The sequence below is a fragment of the Zhouia amylolytica AD3 genome (assembly GCF_000511935.2).
GTDB classification, from domain to species: domain Bacteria; phylum Bacteroidota; class Bacteroidia; order Flavobacteriales; family Flavobacteriaceae; genus Zhouia; species Zhouia amylolytica.
Genome location: NZ_AYXY01000022.1, coordinates 149395 through 167235, shown reverse-complemented (window position 1 = coordinate 167235; position 17841 = coordinate 149395). Strand labels below are relative to the sequence as shown.

Here is a 17841-nt window from a genome sequence, read left to right as displayed (position 1 = left end):
CACTTGAAACAATCTTCGAAATGACTATTCTTTTAGATGAAGAGGTATTTCGCAAACTGGAATAGGAATCATTTTGTGTTTATTAGTAGTGTTATACTTAATATAGATTTCAAAAACTTCTCGCTGTCTACCTTCAAATTCTGATGGATTCCTACCTTCTTTATCCATTTTCATTGCCCATTCAAGTTCGGGGTATGAAGCGCCTATCTGATCTTCATCTGTTCGGTTGTCGCCCCATAGTCCATCAGTAGGTGCAGCGTCTATAATTTCTTGATTAATTCCCAGTTCTTTGGCAATTGCATATACCTCAGTTTTTAATAGATCAGCAATTGGACTTAGGTCTACACCTCCATCACCATATTTTGTGAAAAATCCGACGCCAAAATCTTCAACCTTATTACCGGTACCTGCAACTAACAGTTTTTCCAACGCTGCGAAGTAATAAAGGGCTGACATTCGAAGGCGAGCTCTCGTGTTGGCAAGTGCTAAAAACCTTTCCTCCTCCTCTTCCACTTGTGGGAAAGCATTAACCATTGAGTCAAAGACGTTAGTTAAATTAACTTGCTCCATCTTAATGTGGTCAAAGTTAGCCTTTAGCCAATCAATATGATTTAATGCTCGGGTAACTTGTTTAGGGGATTGATGAATCGGCATTTCAAGACATAGTACCTTTAAACCTGTTTTAGCACATAGGGTTGAAGTGACAGCAGAATCGATCCCTCCCGATATCCCTATGACAAATCCATTCATTCCTGAATTATCGGCATATGTTTTAAGCCAATTTACTATGTAATCAATCACCTCCTGGGTTTTCATAATATCAAGTTTACATTAACTTTGCACGCAAATTTAACTTATTCACGCAATTATCAAAATATATTGTAGCTTAAGCTCGTTAATTTGTATCAATGAAGAAATTTTTAAGCGTTTTTTTTGCAATTTATGCAGTAGGTTGCAGCCCGGAGAATAATAAAGAGGCAGAAATATCGAAGATAGATGTTTCGTTTGAGGTGGAAAGGTTTGATAAAGTACTTTCCAAATCAGATCTTTCCGATCTTCCAGAATTGAAGAAGGAGTACCCGATGTTTTTTCCTGATAGTTACCCTGATAGTGTCTGGCAACAACGTTTTAAGGATGCGTTGCAGAGGGATCTTATAGTTGAAACGGTGAAGATTTATGAGAATTTCGATAAGGAAGCATTAGCTTTAAAATCGTTATTCCAACATGCTAAATATTATTTTGATGATTTTATCGTTCCCAAGATAATTACCCTGACCACTGAAGTTGATTATCGCAACAGTATAATTTATTCTGATACGTTATTGCTGATTGGTTTAGATAATTATTTGGGTAGTGAACATAAGTTTTATCAAGGAATCCAAGCGTACATAAAGGATGATTTTGATAGAAGTGCTATTGTGGTAGATGCCGCGTCAAAAATTGCCCGAAGTCAGCTGGCCTTACCTTCTGATCGAACCTTCTTATCGACGATGATCCTGTATGGAAAAGAACTGTTTTTAAAGGATCTTTTAATTCCTTCAAAAACAGATGCTGAAAAAATAAAATATTCTCCAGCAGAATTTAATTGGGCTAAAGAAAACGAGGAATACATTTGGAGGCATTTTGTAGAGAATAATATGCTGTTCTCCGCAGATCAATCGTTAAAAATTCGATTTATAGAACCAGCGCCATTTTCTAAGTTTTATTTATCATTTGATGCTGAATCTCCAGGTCGAATAGGTCAATTTATTGGTTGGCAAATTGTTCGTTCGTATATGGAAAACAATGACGTATCTTTGCAGCGAATGTTGCAGGCATCAACTGAAGAAATTTTTAATAATTCAAGATATAAACCAGGTAAATAATGGGAAAAAATCACACATCTAATATAAATTTAAAAGTAGAATTAGACGAAAACAGAATTCCTGAAAAGCTGCAGTGGACCGCTGAAGATGGAGGTGTTTCAGAGGAAGAAGCAAAAGCTTTATTATTGTCGGTATGGGATAGTGAAAAGAAGGAAACCTTAAGAATAGATTTGTGGACGAAAGAAATGACCGTTGACGAAATGAAAATATTCTTTCATCAAACTCTTTTGGGGATGTCTGACACTTTTTATCGCGCAACTCAAGATGAGAAAATGACAGCAACCATGAAGGATTTTTGTGAGTATTTTGCAGAGAAGTTGGAAATAAAAAAATAAAACTGTTACAAAATCAGCTTTGACTCGTCTTTTATGTAGAACCAATTATAAAAGAATTATGAGAAAGCTGATTTTTGTTTTTGTTGTCCTGATCGTTTTTGCTTCTTGCGGTGTAAAGACACCATATGATACCTTCAGGGAGGAAAATCAAGACGACGTTGTGTTTTCCTTAGGGGCATCCAGATTTTTGACACATCTTTTTATGGATAAAGATGATTTGGATGAATATAAGCAGATAGTAGATGGTGTGTCTAAATATAGAGTAATGGTGTTCGATAGAAGGGCAAAAGGTCTTAATAAGCGTTTTGATGATTTTGTTTCTAAAAAAGGGTATGAACAACTGTTTTATTTAAAAGATGACGGAACCCTGGTTAACTTATACCTGTACAATCGATTTGGCAAAACCAAAGAGGTGATTTTCAGAGTTCATGATGGAGACGATTTGGTGGTCATCAGCGCAGAAGGAAAAGATATTAAAATAGGGAATATTCAAAAAGAACTCAATAAGGTAGTTCGGAATTAAGAGCCTTTAAGTTCGTTGTTTATGTTTTCTATGTAGTTTAAAACATCATCTCTTCCCGCACCTGAAGAAGAAGAGGTGATGAAATGATTTGGGGCTTCTTCCCAAGCATCTTCTGTGAGTTTTTGAAGATAATTTTCAGCATTTCTTTTGATGGCTCCGGGTTTTAATTTATCAGCTTTTGTGAAAATAATGGAGAACGGAATGCCATGTTCTCCAAGCCATTGCATGAACTCTACATCTACCTTTTGTGGTGAATGTCTAACATCAATTAAAACAAAAGCCGAGACCAGTTGTTTTCTCTTTTCGAAATACTCCACTATGAATTTCTGAAACTTACTTTTGACGGATTTCGAAACTTTTGCATAACCATATCCGGGAAGGTCAACCAAAAACCATGAATTGTTAATTTTGAAATGGTTGATGAGTTGAGTTTTCCCAGGTTTCCCCGATGTTTTTGCCAGGCTCTTTCGTTGTACTAACATGTTGATTAGTGACGATTTACCTACATTGGAACGGCCAATAAATGCATATTCCGGGATGAGGTCCTTTGGGCATTTATCAACATTAGTATTGCTAATAACAAACTCAGCCGATTTGATATCCATTATCTAAAAGTTTCTTTTTTGTAACCAGTGTTCCAGTATATCGTTAAAGTCATTTGGATGTTCCATCATTGGAGCATGACCACATTCGTCAATCCAATAGAGGTCGGAATCAGGTAATAACTCATGAAATTCAACGGCTACATTTGGAGGTGTAACATTGTCCTGCTTTCCCCAAATTATACAAGTTGGTGTATGCATGTGAGGTAAGTCCTTGGCCATGTTGTGTCTTATGGCGCTTTTGGCAATAGCCAGAGTCTTAATAAGTTTGTTACGATCATTAACGGTTTCGAAAACTTCATCAACGATTTCCTTGGTAGCTACCTTTGGATCGTAAAAAACATCTTCGCTTTTCTTCTTGATAAACTCATAGTCACCTCTTTTAGGGTAACCATCACCCATTGCGTTTTCATATAATCCTGAGCTGCCGGTAATGACAAGGGCTTTCACTTTTTGAGGGTAAAGTTTGGTGTGTAGAAGGCCAATATGACCTCCTAGGGAGTTTCCAAGTAATATAACCTCGTCAAGTTGTTTAAATTCAATGAATTGTTCTAAATATTTTGCAAAGCTCTTAACGTTAGTTTTTATAAGAGACATGCTGTAAATGGGTAATTCCGGGATAAGAACCTTGTATCCTCTTTTTGAAAAATATTCTGTAACGCCATTGAAGTTGCTTAGCCCTCCCATTAAACCATGTAGAATAATCATTGGGGTGCCTTCGCCAACCTCTAAATAACTGAATTTTCCTTCTTTCTTAATATCGTGAACCATAGTGGTTATTTGCATTTCCTGAGAAACAAATATAGGGATTTCGATATTATATCAATCAAAAATTAAAAATAGCTGTAAAATCAGATTTTAAGAGGAAAAATATTAAAGAAAAATCTTGTTAAATAGTGTCTTTGTCGACTTTTTAATGTGTTGATAGTCTATGTTTTAGTGCGTTTTATCTAGTATTGGACAAAATTTATTAACAAAGTGGTAGAAAGTGGTAAAAAGTGGTAAATAAATCTTTATATTTGAACATTGAAGGGAAAACTGTATTCAGTAATGATCAATTTCATCGGAACATATGAGTGTAAGGCAGATGCAAAAGGAAGAGTGATGCTTCCTGTTGCATTAAAGGGACAATTGTCTCCCGTCTTACAGCAGGGTTTTGTGTTGAAGCGATCCGTTTTTCAGCCTTGTCTTGAGTTGTATCCGATGGAGCAGTGGAATTTACTGATGCAAAAAATGAACAAACTTAATCGCTTCGTTAAGAAAAACAATGATTTTATAAGACGTTTTACTGCCGGTGTAAAGATGGTAGAAGTAGATAACACAGGTAGGTTGCTGATCCCGAAAGACTTGGTTGGATTTGCAGAAATTCAGAAAGAAGTTGTGCTTTCTTCTGCTATCAACATAGTTGAGATTTGGGATAAAAATAAGTATGAACAGGCTATTGATGATGCTGCAATTGATTTTGCTGATTTGGCCGAAGAAGTTATGGGAGGAGACAATGAACAAGAGTTATCATAATCCGGTTTTATTAAATGAGACTGTTGACGGTCTGGCTATCAGAGAGGATGGCGTTTATGTGGATGTCACTTTTGGTGGTGGAGGTCATTCCTGTGAGATATTGAAAAGGTTGGGGCCGAATGGAAAGCTGTATGCTTTTGATCAGGATGAGGATGCTTTAGCAAATGCCATTGATGATGATAGATTTGTATTGATCAATGAGAATTTTAGATATATAAAAAGGTTCTTAAGGTTTTATGGAGTTAAACAGGTAGACGGGATTCTTGGAGATTTTGGGGTTTCATCACATCAGTTCGATGAAGCCGAAAGAGGTTTTTCTACTCGCTTTGATGCTGATTTGGATATGAGGATGAGTAAAAAGAATGCCTTGTCAGCATATGATGTGGTTAATGAATATGAGCAAAAAGAACTAAGGATGGTTTTGAGTTTATATGGAGAATTAAGGAATGCTCCTAAGATAGCCAGGTTAATTGCAGAGGCAAGAGAAAAATCACCTATCGAAACAACAAGTCAGTTAAAAGAGGTTTTAAAAAGTTTGTTGCCTAAGCATAAAGAACAAAAGATTTTGGCTCAGATTTATCAGGCGATACGAATTGAGGTTAATCAGGAGGTTGAGGTGTTGAAGGAATTTTTATTGCAAACACCAGAATTACTACCTGAGGGCGGAAGGCTTAGTTTGATCAGTTATCATTCATTAGAAGATAGGTTGGTGAAACGATTTATAAGAAGTGGGATGTTTGAAGGAGAGCCGGAAAAGGATATGTATGGTAATATAGATGTGCCATTTAAAAAGGTTGGAAAGCTGATTATTCCATCAGCCGATGAGATTAAAGAAAATAACAGGGCAAGAAGCGCAAAATTGAGAATTGCTGAACGCATATGAAGAAAAAAATTCAGGAAATATTAAAAGGTGAATTTTTAGTGAGCGATGATGCCGCTAAGAACTGGAAGTTTATTCTTTTTGCTTCTATTCTTGCTGTGGTCATGATTACAAGTTCACACAATGCCGACAAGAAGGTTTTTGCTTTAAACGAATTAAGTAAAGAGGTTCTTGAACTTAGAAGCGAGTTTGTTGACGTAAGAGAAAAAGTTCAGCAAATGCGTTTAGAGAGTAATGTGACGCAACAATTAAGTGAGAAAGGTTTGTATCCATCAACTATCGCCCCTAAAAAAATAAAAGTAGTTAGTCAATAATATGCCAACAACAGAGAAGCACATATTAAATAGGTTATATGTTATAGCAGGGCTCATTTTTGTCTTTGCTGTTGCGGTTGTTGTAAAGTTGGTTTCGATTCAAACTGTCGATGGGGATAAGTATCGTGAACTAGCCAGTGAACGAACGGTAAAGAATTTTACCATTGAGCCTAATCGAGGGAATTTGTATTCTGATGACGGTAGTTTGTTGGCGACCTCGGTAGCTAAATATGATATAAGGTTTGATGCCCTGGCTCCAAATTCTGAAAATTTCGAGAAACACATTAAGCCGTTGTCTGATTCTATGTCTGTTATGTTTGGTAAAAGTTCGAGTTATTACCAGAATTTATTCAGAAAAGCGAGGGCCACTAAGAACAGGTACATGTTATTATCAAGAAACCTTGGGTATACAGATTACATAAGAGTAAAAAGTTTTCCATTATTTAATCTGGGGCCTTATAAGGGAGGTATTATAGTTGAGCAAGAAACAAAAAGAGAATATCCGTTAGGTAAAATAGCTAAACGAAGTATTGGTTATGACCGTTTGTCTAATCCAGTTGGGCTTGAGGGTGCTTTCAATCAATACCTCGAAGGTAAAGAAGGGCACCGTCTTAAGCAAAAGATAGCCAAAGGGCAGTGGAAACCAATTACTGATTATAATGAAGTGGAACCGCAGGATGGTTATGATGTGGTTTCTACCATTGATGTGAATATACAAGATATAGCCCATCACGCTTTATTGGCGCAATTGGAAAAATATAAGGCCGATCATGGGTGTGTGGTGGTGATGGATGTTGAAAGTGGTGAGGTGAAGGCTATTTCAAATTTAGGCCGTACCGAAAATGGAAAGTATTATGAAAAGCTAAATTATGCTGTCGGAGAATCACATGAGCCAGGTTCAACATTCAAATTGATGTCAGTAATTGCTGCTTTGGAAGATAAAGTGGTAGATACAAATTATGTCGTGGATACGGAAAAAGGAATACTAACCTTTTACAATCGATATAAAGTAAGAGATTCGAAATGGGGAGGGTACGGAAAGATTAGTCTTTCAGAGGCCTTTGAGCGTTCTTCTAACACGGGAATTGTTAAGGTTATTGATAAGTTTTATGGGGATGATCCTAAGCGTTTTGTAAATCGTCTTTATAATATGAGGCTTAATGAGCCTTTAGGTTTGGCAATTAAGGGGGAAGGAGAACCGTTTATTCCGCATCCAAATGATAAGGAACGATGGAGTGGTATTGCCTTACCATGGATGGCTTATGGTTATGGGGTTCAAATGACACCTTTGCAAATTTTAACTTTTTATAATGCAATCGCTAACAATGGAGTGATGGTAAAGCCGCGTTTGATCAAGGAAGTTAAGGAGTGGAATCGTACGGTGATGAAGTTTGATAAAGAGGTGATCAATTCTTCTATATGTTCTCAGGAAACTATCGACAAGGTGAAGGCTTTATTGAAAAACGTGGTCGAGAAGGATCATGGAACAGGTCATAAGTTATACTCACCAAACTTTTCTATGGCGGGAAAAACGGGTACGGCTCAAAAGAATTATGCAGCAAAGGATCGTCAGAAACTGCAGTACATTTCAAGTTTTGCTGGTTTCTTCCCGGCTGATGGCCCAAAATACTCTTGTATTGTAGTAATTCATGAGCCTGATAAAAGTGTTGGTATATACGGAGCGGATGTATCCGGGCCTGTGTTTAAAAGAGTAGCTCAGAAGATTTATACGGATTCGCCAGTAATTGATACGGTAAAGGATTTAGAGAAACCCAATCCTTCGGTGGAGGAAAAGTACCGTGCTTATTATTCGAAAGTACAGAATCATAGCAATATTATTCCTGATGTTGAGGGAATGAGCGGTATGGATGCGGTTTCAATACTTGAAAACCTGGGAGTTAAAGTGAAGGTGGTAGGGAACGGTAAAGTAAGAAAACAATCCGTTAAGAGCGGATCGAAAATAAATAAAGGACAAACTATAGTATTGCAACTTTCATGATGCAGTTAAAAGACATATTGTATAAAGTAAACTTGAATGCGGTTACTGGTAATACTACTGTAGCCATTAATCAGGTGCATTTTGATTCCCGAAAGGTATCTCTTAACGATGTGTTTGTGGCCGTAAAAGGAACTGTCGTTGATGGGCATGATTATATAGAACAGGCTACCAATAATGGGGCTATTGCTATAGTGTGTGAAAAACTGCCAAAAAGCGTAGTTAACGGAGTAACCTATATTGAGGTAGATGATGCACAAAGTGCACTGGCGTTAATTGCTGCTAATTTTTATGGTAATCCTTCACACGATTTAAAATTAGTTGGAATTACCGGCACCAATGGTAAGACAACGATATCAACCTTGTTATATCAGTTGTTTAAGAAAGCCGGTTATAAGGTGGGCTTGCTTTCTACGGTTAAGATTTTAGTCGATAATAAGGAGTTTAAGGCGACGCATACTACACCAGATTCATTGACCATCAATAGCTATTTAAAAATGATGGCTGATGCCGGAGTTGAGTTTTGTTTTATGGAAGTGAGTTCCCATGGAATTCATCAGAAAAGGACAGAAGGGCTTGAGTTTGCCGGTGGTGTGTTTACCAACTTGTCACATGATCATTTGGATTATCACAGTTCATTTGCGGAATACAGGGATGTTAAAAAGACATTTTTTGATCAGTTGTCTAAATCAGCATTCGCTATAACGAATGTAGATGATAAGAACGGACTGGTAATGTTGCAAAATACAAAGGCTGAAAAGTTCACCTATGCCCTTAAAAATTATGCGGATTATAAAGCTCAGATTTTAGAGAATCAGTTCGATGGATTGTTGTTGAAAATTGAGGGTAATGAAGTGTGGACAAAATTAATAGGAAACTTTAATGCCTATAATCTATTGGCGATTTACGCAACGGCCAGGCAATTAGGTCTTGAGCAAATAGATATTTTGCGTTACCTGAGCGAGCTGGAAAGTGTTAGTGGAAGGTTCCAATATGTTGTATCTCCTTCAAAAATAACAGCTATTGTTGATTATGCTCATACCCCGGATGCCTTGAAAAATGTATTGGAAACCATCAATAGTATACGAACCAAGAATGAAGAATTAATTACGGTTGTTGGTTGTGGCGGTGATAGAGATAAAACCAAGCGTCCGGTGATGGCGAATATTGCGTCAACCCTCAGTAGTAAGGTGATTTTTACTTCAGATAATCCTCGTACGGAAGATCCTGTGCTTATTATTGAGGATATGGAAAAGGGAGTTTCTCCAGAGAATTATAAAAAGACAATGTCAATTACAGATAGGAAACAAGCTATAAAAACAGCATGTCAACTGGCCAATTCGAAAGATATTATTCTAATAGCAGGAAAAGGGCATGAAACCTATCAAGAGGTAAACGGAAAGCGAACGGATTTCGACGATTTTAAAATTGTAAAAGAACTATTAAACCAATTAAATAAATAACATAAATGCTTTATTACCTGTTTCAATTCTTAGAAGATAATTACCAGATACCTGGGGCTGGACTATTTCAGTTTATAACCTTCAGGGCAGCCATGGCGGTTATCTTGTCATTATTGATATCAACAATATATGGTAAGCGCATTATCAACTATTTAAGAAGAAAGCAAGTTGGGGAAACCGTTAGAGAGCTTGGTTTAGAAGGTCAGACAGAGAAGGCTGGGACACCAACAATGGGTGGTATTATAATTATTTTGGCAACCTTAATACCGGTGTTATTATTCGCAGCTTTAGATAATATATATATCATTTTACTCATTGTTGCCACAGTTTGGATGGGTGCAATTGGTTTCGTGGATGATTACATTAAAATCTTTAAAAAAGATAAGGAAGGGTTAAAAGGCCGGTTTAAGATTCTGGGTCAGATAGGCTTGGGTATTATAGTAGGGGTTACCCTGTATTTTCATCCCGATGTAACCATTAAGGAGAAGTTAAAAGATATGCAGCCAACGCGACCTGAGTTTGTGGTTCAGGAAGACCAGCAGCATTTCTTCAAAGAGGAAGAGAAGTCTACAAAAACTACGATTCCTATGTTTAAGAATAATGAGTTTGACTATTCTGAATTGATTGCCTGGGCAGGAGATAATTATAAGAGTTATGCATGGATCATTTTTATTCCGTTGGTGATCTTAATTGTAACCGCAGTGTCAAACGGGGCAAACCTTACCGATGGAATTGATGGTTTGGCAGCGGGTTCATCGGCAATAATAGTACTCACCTTAGGAATATTTGCCTGGGTTTCTGGTAATATAATATTCTCAGATTATCTGAATATTATGTACATCCCCAGGGCAGGAGAAATTACGGTCTTTATAGCTGCCTTTGTTGGTGGGCTTGTAGGATTCTTGTGGTATAATGCCTATCCAGCTCAAGTTTTTATGGGTGACACAGGTAGTTTAACCATTGGAGGAATCATTGCTGTTATAGCCATTGCCATTAGAAAAGAGTTATTGATACCGATTTTATGTGGGATTTTTTTAGCGGAAAATCTTTCGGTGGTCTTGCAGGTTAGTTATTTCAAGTTTACCAAAAAGAAATATGGAGAGGGAAGAAGGATTTTTCTAATGTCTCCTTTGCATCATCATTATCAAAAGAAGGGGTATCATGAGAGTAAGATAGTGACCAGATTTTGGATTGTTGGAATTGTATTGGCGATCGTTACCATTGTAACGTTAAAGGTGAGATAGTATGAAGCGATTGGTTGTTTTAGGAGGAGGTGAAAGTGGTGTTGGAACAGCCATCTTGGGTGTAAAAGAAAATTATGAAGTTTTTGTTTCTGATAGCGGAAACATCAAAGAGAAATATAAAAACGTTCTTAGAAATCTTGAGATAGACTGGGAAGAAGGTCAGCATACAGAAAGTAAGATTTTAAATGCTGATTTGGTAATGAAGAGTCCGGGTATTCCTGATCATGTCCCATTGGTTAAGAAGTTGAAACAAAAAGGGATTTCTGTAATCTCAGAAATTGAATTTGCATCAGCATACACCAGGGGAGTGGTGGTTGCTATTACAGGTAGCAACGGTAAAACAACAACCACCGAACTCACGTATCACGTGCTTCATAATGGTGGGTTAGATGTAATAAAAGCCGGGAATATAGGTGATAGCTTTGCTCAGATCGTGGCAGAAAATGATCATAAACATTACGTGTTGGAAGTGAGTAGTTTTCAGCTCGATGGAATTAGCAATTTTAAGCCACACATTGCTGTAATTACCAATATTACTCCAGACCATTTAGATCGATATGATTATCAATTCGAAAATTACATTGCCTCAAAATTTAGAATAGCAATGAATCAGACGGAAGATGATTATCTGATTTACGATGCAGACGATGAGGTAATCATAGGGTGGTTAGAGAAACATCCGGTAAAATCAAGATTGTTGCCATTTTCACTTGAGAAAGAATTCGAAAATGGCGCTTATATAAAGAATAACGAATTAGTAGTAACAATAGATAATAACCTATTTAGTATGTCAACAGATACTTTAGCCCTAGAAGGTAAACATAATGTAAAGAATACCATGGCAGCATCAGCTGTAGCACAATTGTTAAAAATAAGAAAGACGACCATAAGAGAGAGTATGCAAAACTTTCAGGGGGTTGAACATCGATTGGAAAAGGTTTTAAAAATAGGAAACGTTCAGTATATCAATGATTCCAAGGCTACTAATGTGAACTCTACATTTTATGCATTAGATAGTGTAAAGTCACCGGTGGTTTGGATTGTTGGAGGACAGGATAAAGGAAATGATTATACCCCATTAATGCCTTTGGTTCGTGAAAAAGTAAAGGCCATTGTGTGTTTAGGGGTTGATAATACTAAAATCAAGGATTTCTTTGGGAATGTTGTAGAGGTTATGGTGGAAACCACTGCTATGGAAGAGGCTGTAAAGATTGCAAATAAGATATCGGAGCAGGGTGATGCTGTTCTATTGTCTCCTGCTTGTGCGAGTTTTGACTTGTTTGAAAGCTACGAAGACAGAGGAAGACAATTTAAAGAAGCCGTAAGAAAACTATAGAAGAGATTTATACGTACAAAGTAAGGAAGTTTATTTATGCAGCAATTGTTTAAAAATATAAAAGGTGATAAAGCTATATGGGCAGTAGTATGTCTTTTGGCGTTATTTTCTTTCTTGCCAATTTATAGTGCAAGTACCAACCTGGTTTACGTTGTGGGTAATGGTACCACTATAGGGCATTTGATTAAGCATGCTGCTCTGTTGTTTATCGGGTTGTTTATAATCTACGGTGTTCATAAAATTCCTTACAGGTATTTTAGGGCTTTGTCGATTATTGCTATGCCGGTAGTGATTTTGTTGTTACTGATTACCCTTGCCCAGGGAACTACTATAGGAGGGGCAAATGCCAGTAGATGGATTCGAATTCCGTTCGTAGGTATTAGTTTTCAGACATCTACATTAGCTGCCCTTGTGTTGCTAATACATGTGGCTCGATACCTTACCAAAATAAAAGATAAAAAAGTTGCTTTTAAGGAGACATTATTGCCTTTATGGTTGCCGGTATTTGTTGTTTTAAGCTTAATTTTGCCGGCCAATTTTTCGACCACTGCTATCATTTTCGGAATGGTGATGTTGTTGTGTTTTATAGGAGGGTATCCTTTAAAGTATTTGATGAGTATTATTGGTGCAGGCGTAGTGTGTCTGGCATTGTTTGTTTTAACAGCAAAGGCTTTCCCCGGATTATTTCCTAATCGTGTTGACACCTGGATTAGTCGTGTGGAGAGTTTTATGGATGATGCGGATACCGAGTCTGATTATCAAATTGAAAAAGCTAAAATAGCCATTGCTACAGGAGGTGTTGTTGGATTAGGAGCAGGAAAAAGTGTTATGAAAAACTTTTTGCCTCAAAGTACATCCGACTTTATTTATGCCATCATTGTCGAAGAGTATGGATTGGTCGGGGCATTGACTTTAGTGTTTTTGTATTTGCTCTTGTTGTTTAGGATTGTGGTTGTAGCCCATAAGGCTGAAGATGTTTTTGGAAAATTGTTGGTTTTAGCCGTCGGCCTGCCAATTATATTTCAGGCGTTTATTAACATGGCAGTAGCGGTTGAGTTATTTCCTGTTACCGGGCAAACGCTTCCGCTGATCAGTAGTGGGGGTACATCAATTTGGATGACCTGTCTGGCTATAGGTGTCATTTTAAGTGTAAGTGCGAAGAGAGAAGAAGAAGTTGTTGAAGCAAGTGCGAAAGCAACTCAAAAAAATAAAGTAGAAGAAAACCCATTAGAAGTATTAAGTGAGCAATTATAAGTTCATATTATCCGGAGGAGGAACAGGAGGACATATTTATCCTGCCATTGCCATTGCTAACGAACTAAAAAGTCGTTATCCCAATGCAGAATTTCTGTTTGTTGGTGCAAAAGATAAAATGGAAATGGAAAAAGTTCCTCAGGCTGGTTATAAAATTAAGGGCTTGTGGATATCAGGGCTTCAGCGAAAATTGACTTTTAAAAACCTGATGTTTCCAATCAAGTTAATCAATAGTATGATTGAGGCCAGAAAAATAGTCAGGACTTTTAAGCCGGATATGGCTATTGGAACCGGAGGGTTTGCCAGCGGTCCTTTGCTTAAAGTGGCTTCTTCAGAAGGGGTGAAATGTGTTATTCAAGAGCAGAATTCCTATCCGGGAATTACAAATAAATTGTTAGCTCCGAAAGTGGAGAAGGTGTTTGTGGCATATGATGACCTTGATCGATTTTTTCCTAAAGATAAAATTGTAAAAACAGGAAACCCGGTAAGGCAAGACCTTTTGGGTGTTGATGATAATAAGGAAGCCGGATTAAAGTTGTTTGATCTGGATGCACATAAAAAGACCTTGTTGGTTTTAGGTGGAAGTTTAGGAGCTCGAAGAATCAATCAGTTGATAGAACGAGAACTGGAATTCTTCAAAGCTCATGATATTCAGGTTATTTGGCAATGCGGAAGGTTTTATTATGAAGAATACAAGCATTATGAGAGTGAAAGTGTAAAGGTGTTGGCTTTTTTAAATGAAATGGATAAGGCCTATGGTGCAGCCGATGTTATCATATCGAGAGCAGGGGCAAGTTCTGTTTCTGAACTATGTATTGTAGGGAAGCCGGTCATTTTTATTCCTTCTCCCAATGTGGCTGAAGATCATCAAACAAAGAATGCAAAATCGGTAGCTGATAAAGGAGGGGCGTTACTTATCAATGAGAAGGATTTAGATAACGAATTTCAACAGGGGTTTAAGGCACTGATTACGTCTAAGGATCGAATGGAGGAGTTAGGGGTGAATATAAAGAAATTGGCTTTGCCAGATGCTACAAAGCATATAGTAGACGAGATTGAAATTATTTTGAATAAAAATTAATAGCTCTTTTTAGGGAGAAATGAATATAAATAATATACATAACATCTATTTTCTGGGTATCGGAGGTATCGGTATGTCTGGGTTGGCTCGTTATTTCAAAGTTTTAGGGAAAAACGTGGCAGGTTACGACAAAACACCGAGTAAGATAACTGATGGTCTCAGAGAGGTTGGTATAGCTGTTTATTTTGAAGATGAACTAAGTAAGATTCCTGAGGCATTCAAAGAGGTTGAAAATACTTTGGTGGTGTATACACCTGCAGTTCCAAAGGACAATGTACAATATCAGTTTTTTGAAACATCGGGTATAGCTATAAAAAAGCGAGCAGAAGTGTTAGGGATTATCACTAAGGATACATTTTGTTATGCAGTGGCAGGCACGCATGGTAAGACTACGACCTCTGCTATATTGGCTCATATTTTGAAAGAATCAGGTCAGGATATAACGGCTTTTTTAGGAGGTGTCTCGGAAAATTTCAATAGTAATTTTATAATTGACGGTACAGATGTAAGCGTTGTTGAAGCTGATGAATTTGACCGATCGTTTTTGAGTCTCTCTCCCGACGTAGCCTGCATTACCTCAATCGATGCAGATCATTTGGATATATATGGCGAGGCTGCAGAATTGGAAAGGACTTTTAAGGAGTTTACAACAAAATTAAAGCCTGGAGGTAAGCTTATTGTAAGGAATGGATTGTCATTGCAAGGACTTACCTATGGTATAGAAGACGAATCAGATTATTGTATACGAAATATAAGAATTCAAAACGCGACCTACTGTTTTGATATGGTGACTCCTAAGGGAGAATTTTTTGATGTAAAGTTTAACAAGCCAGGACAACACAACTTGTTGAACGCATTAGCAGCTTTCGCGATGGCGGTCGAATCTGGTAACCCCACCAGCCGCCTCGTTGAAGCGCTAAGTACTTTTAAAGGTGTTGAAAGAAGGTTTTCATATCAGATTAAGAGCGAGAACCTGGTTTATGTTGATGACTATGCGCATCATCCTACAGAAATTGAGGCTGTATTTCAGGCCGTAAAGGAAATGTATCCAAATGAAGAGACTTTGGTCATTTTTCAGCCTCATTTATTCAGTAGGACTAAAGATTTTGCAGATGATTTTGGAAGGGTGCTTTCGAAATTCAGTGAAGTCGCATTATTGGATATTTATCCAGCCAGAGAAAAGCCAATCGATGGAGTGACATCAGACTGGTTGCTTGGGAAAATAGCTAATAAAAACAAAAAGAAAATTACAAAAGAAGAAATTATAGGTACCGTAAAAGCTTCTAAAGCAAAGGTTGTTTTAACGCTGGGAGCTGGCGATATAGGGCAAGAAGTAGCAAATTTAAAAGCTGCATTATTAGTATGAAAGTAAAGTGGATACATATCAAATTACCACTGCTGCTATTATTGGTGGTGTTTCTGTTCAGTTTTACTGCCAATCGAAATGCTGCCAGAAAAATGTCTGGAGTAGAAATAGAATTTGCCGATTCCAATCAGCTTTTTATAACCTATGAAATGGTTAATAAGTTGTTAATACAAAATCGGGCAGACACTTCGGGTGTACGAAAAGATGAACTAGATTTGAATATATTGGAGCAAGCCCTAATCTCCAATGACATGATTCAAAACGCTCATGTATATCTTACTGTGAACGGGCAACTTGGTGCTAAAGTTAAGCAACGAAAACCAATTGCTCGCGTAAATACCACTGTGCCCTTTTATATCGATTCAGAAGGAAAACCGATGCCATTATCCGGCGTGTTTTCGGCAAGAGTTCCGATTATAACAGGCGATGTTAATAAAAATGATTTAGACGAAACCTTTGAGTTGAGCGAATATATACAGAATGATACATTTTTAAAGAAGCATGTTGTAGGTATTCATAAAACAGGAAAGAGTTTTGAATTGGAACTGAGGGTAGATGAATTTGTGGTAAAGTTAGGAGACTTAGAGAATTTGGATAAAAAGTTTTTCAATTTCAAGGCGTTTTATCAGAAAGCAATAAAAGACAAATCATTGTCAGAGTATGAGGCAGTGAATTTGAAGTTTAATAATCAGGTAGTGTGCACCAAAAAGTAGGATATGGAAGTTACTAGATACGCTGTAGGACTGGATATAGGGACCACTAAGATAGTTGCCATGGTTGGACGATTAAACGACTATGGTAAGGTAGAGATATTGGGTATAGGAAGATCTAAAAGCTTGGGAGTACACAGAGGTGTAGTGAATAATATAACGCAGACCATTCAGTCTATACAACAAGCCGTACATGAGGCAGAAAGTGCCTCCGGGGTTAAGATTGGTGAAGTGGTTGTGGGTATTGCAGGACAGCATATAAGAAGTTTACAACACAGTGATTATATCACCAGGGCTGATGCAGAAGAGGTTATCAAAGATGAGGATTTAGACAGACTGTGTAACCAGGTTTATAAGCTGGTTATGTTGCCGGGAGAAGAGATTATTCATGTGCTTCCTCAAGAATACAAGGTTGACGGACAGAGTGAGATAAAGGAGCCGATCGGAATGTATGGAGGCAGGCTGGAAGCTAATTTCCATGTCGTTGTAGGTCAGGTATCTTCGATTCGGAATATTGGCAGATGTGTGAAGAATGCCGGTTTAGAGCTGGGAGGAATAACTCTTGAACCAATGGCTTCGGCTGATGCTGTATTGAGTCAGGAAGAAAAAGAAGCTGGGGTAGCCTTGATCGATATTGGTGGAGGTACGACCGATTTGGCCATTTTTAAAGATGGCATTATTCGTCATACAGCAGTAATACCTTTTGGTGGTAATGTAATCACTGAAGATATAAAGGAAGGTTGTTCGATCATAGAGAAACAGGCGGAGTTACTTAAAATAAAGTTTGGTTCTGCATGGCCGGGAGAGAATAAGGACAATGAAATTGTTTCCATTCCGGGCTTAAGAGGCAGAGAGCCAAAAGAGATCACTCTAAAGAACCTTTCAAAAATAATTCATGCCCGTGTAGTTGAAATCGTAGAGCAGATTTATGCTGAGATAAAGAGCTATGGTCATGAAGAACAGAAGAAGAAATTAATAGCCGGTATAGTTTTAACCGGAGGAGGAAGCCAATTAAAGCATTTGAAGCAATTGGTGGAATATATAACAGGAATGGATACCCGAATCGGATATCCAAACGAACACTTAGCTGGTGATTCAGATGCCGAAGTCGCAAGTCCGGTATATGCAACTGCTGTTGGTTTAGTTATGAATGCATTAAAACAACAGCAAAGAAGAATTATACCTGAGGCAGCTCCGGAAGTTAAGGAAGTACTATCTGAAACGCCAGAAGAAGAAAACAACGAACAGACCGAACCAAGCGAACCGCAAGTTTCGACCCCTTCGAGTCCTAAGAAGTCATTTTTAGAGAAGTGGTCAGAAAAGTTAAAAGATTTTTTAGACAACGCAGAGTAAA

18 protein-coding genes are annotated in these 17841 nt (G+C 37.6%); 15 read left to right on the top strand and 3 right to left on the bottom strand.

Annotated features, from left to right (window positions below; all coding sequences use genetic code 11):
- Positions 1-24 precede the first annotated feature (24 nt).
- The gene (gene nadE, locus P278_RS10515; RefSeq protein WP_038266359.1) at positions 25-816 is read right to left on the bottom strand and encodes an NAD(+) synthase; all 792 of its coding nucleotides are present in this window, start codon (positions 814-816) and stop codon (positions 25-27) included.
- A gap of 92 nt (positions 817-908) precedes the next feature.
- Between nadE and gldB the strand changes: the two genes are divergently transcribed.
- The 3 genes from gldB to P278_RS10500 are packed head-to-tail and all read left to right on the top strand — an operon-like array spanning position 909 to position 2723.
- The gene (gldB, locus tag P278_RS10510; RefSeq protein WP_038266356.1) at positions 909-1865 is read left to right on the top strand and encodes a gliding motility lipoprotein GldB; all 957 of its coding nucleotides are present in this window, start codon (positions 909-911) and stop codon (positions 1863-1865) included.
- The gene (gene gldC / locus P278_RS10505) at positions 1865-2200 is read left to right on the top strand and encodes a gliding motility protein GldC (protein ID WP_038266354.1); all 336 of its coding nucleotides are present in this window, start codon (positions 1865-1867) and stop codon (positions 2198-2200) included. Before gldB ends, gldC begins: the two co-directional genes overlap by 1 nt.
- 58 nt (positions 2201-2258) lie before the next feature.
- Positions 2259-2723 (top strand): DUF4252 domain-containing protein, encoded by a 465-nt coding sequence (locus P278_RS10500; RefSeq protein WP_038266351.1) that lies wholly within the window; start codon positions 2259-2261, stop codon positions 2721-2723.
- Here the strand turns inward: P278_RS10500 and yihA are convergent.
- A complete protein-coding gene (gene yihA, locus P278_RS10495) occupies positions 2720-3328 on the bottom strand; it encodes a ribosome biogenesis GTP-binding protein YihA/YsxC (RefSeq protein WP_038266350.1) in 609 nt (202 codons plus the stop codon). The genes P278_RS10500 and yihA overlap by 4 nt on opposite strands.
- Before the next feature lie 3 nt (positions 3329-3331).
- On the bottom strand, positions 3332-4096 hold the full coding sequence (locus P278_RS10490) for an alpha/beta fold hydrolase (RefSeq protein WP_038266349.1): 765 nt from the start codon (positions 4094-4096) through the stop codon (positions 3332-3334).
- A 279-nt stretch (positions 4097-4375) separates the two neighbouring features.
- Here P278_RS10490 and mraZ point away from each other — a divergent pair, with 279 nt between their 5' ends.
- Genes mraZ through ftsA form a run of 12 tightly spaced genes read left to right on the top strand, consistent with a single transcriptional unit; the run spans position 4376 to position 17840 of the window.
- The gene (gene mraZ / locus P278_RS10485) at positions 4376-4843 is read left to right on the top strand and encodes a division/cell wall cluster transcriptional repressor MraZ (protein ID WP_038266348.1); all 468 of its coding nucleotides are present in this window, start codon (positions 4376-4378) and stop codon (positions 4841-4843) included.
- Positions 4824-5726, top strand: coding sequence for a 16S rRNA (cytosine(1402)-N(4))-methyltransferase RsmH (gene rsmH / locus P278_RS10480; RefSeq protein WP_038266347.1), 903 nt, complete (start codon positions 4824-4826; stop codon positions 5724-5726). The genes mraZ and rsmH overlap by 20 nt, the downstream gene beginning before the upstream one ends.
- The gene (locus P278_RS10475) at positions 5723-6037 is read left to right on the top strand and encodes an FtsL-like putative cell division protein (RefSeq protein ID WP_038266345.1); all 315 of its coding nucleotides are present in this window, start codon (positions 5723-5725) and stop codon (positions 6035-6037) included. Before rsmH ends, P278_RS10475 begins: the two co-directional genes overlap by 4 nt.
- Position 6038: 1 nt before the next feature.
- The gene (locus tag P278_RS10470; RefSeq protein ID WP_038266344.1) at positions 6039-8036 is read left to right on the top strand and encodes a penicillin-binding protein; all 1998 of its coding nucleotides are present in this window, start codon (positions 6039-6041) and stop codon (positions 8034-8036) included.
- Positions 8033-9496 (top strand): UDP-N-acetylmuramoyl-L-alanyl-D-glutamate--2,6-diaminopimelate ligase, encoded by a 1464-nt coding sequence (locus tag P278_RS10465; protein WP_038266342.1) that lies wholly within the window; start codon positions 8033-8035, stop codon positions 9494-9496. Before P278_RS10470 ends, P278_RS10465 begins: the two co-directional genes overlap by 4 nt.
- A gap of 5 nt (positions 9497-9501) precedes the next feature.
- Positions 9502-10740 carry a phospho-N-acetylmuramoyl-pentapeptide-transferase gene (gene mraY / locus P278_RS10460; protein WP_038266340.1) on the top strand — a complete coding sequence of 413 codons (1239 nt, stop codon included), beginning with the start codon at positions 9502-9504 and terminating at the stop codon, positions 10738-10740.
- Between the two features lies 1 nt (position 10741).
- A complete protein-coding gene (gene murD, locus P278_RS10455) occupies positions 10742-12076 on the top strand; it encodes a UDP-N-acetylmuramoyl-L-alanine--D-glutamate ligase (protein WP_038266338.1) in 1335 nt (444 codons plus the stop codon).
- Between the two features lie 36 nt (positions 12077-12112).
- Complete coding sequence (locus tag P278_RS10450) at positions 12113-13330, top strand: FtsW/RodA/SpoVE family cell cycle protein (RefSeq protein ID WP_038266335.1); 1218 nt, start codon at positions 12113-12115, stop codon at positions 13328-13330.
- On the top strand, positions 13317-14411 hold the full coding sequence (gene murG, locus P278_RS10445) for an undecaprenyldiphospho-muramoylpentapeptide beta-N-acetylglucosaminyltransferase (protein ID WP_038266332.1): 1095 nt from the start codon (positions 13317-13319) through the stop codon (positions 14409-14411). The genes P278_RS10450 and murG overlap by 14 nt, the downstream gene beginning before the upstream one ends.
- Positions 14412-14430: 19 nt before the next feature.
- Positions 14431-15777 carry a UDP-N-acetylmuramate--L-alanine ligase gene (gene murC / locus P278_RS10440; RefSeq protein WP_038266330.1) on the top strand — a complete coding sequence of 449 codons (1347 nt, stop codon included), beginning with the start codon at positions 14431-14433 and terminating at the stop codon, positions 15775-15777.
- Positions 15774-16490, top strand: coding sequence for a cell division protein FtsQ/DivIB (locus P278_RS10435; RefSeq protein ID WP_038266328.1), 717 nt, complete (start codon positions 15774-15776; stop codon positions 16488-16490). The genes murC and P278_RS10435 overlap by 4 nt, the downstream gene beginning before the upstream one ends.
- 3 nt (positions 16491-16493) lie before the next feature.
- On the top strand, positions 16494-17840 hold the full coding sequence (gene ftsA / locus P278_RS10430; protein WP_038266326.1) for a cell division protein FtsA: 1347 nt from the start codon (positions 16494-16496) through the stop codon (positions 17838-17840).
- Position 17841: the final 1 nt, after the last annotated feature.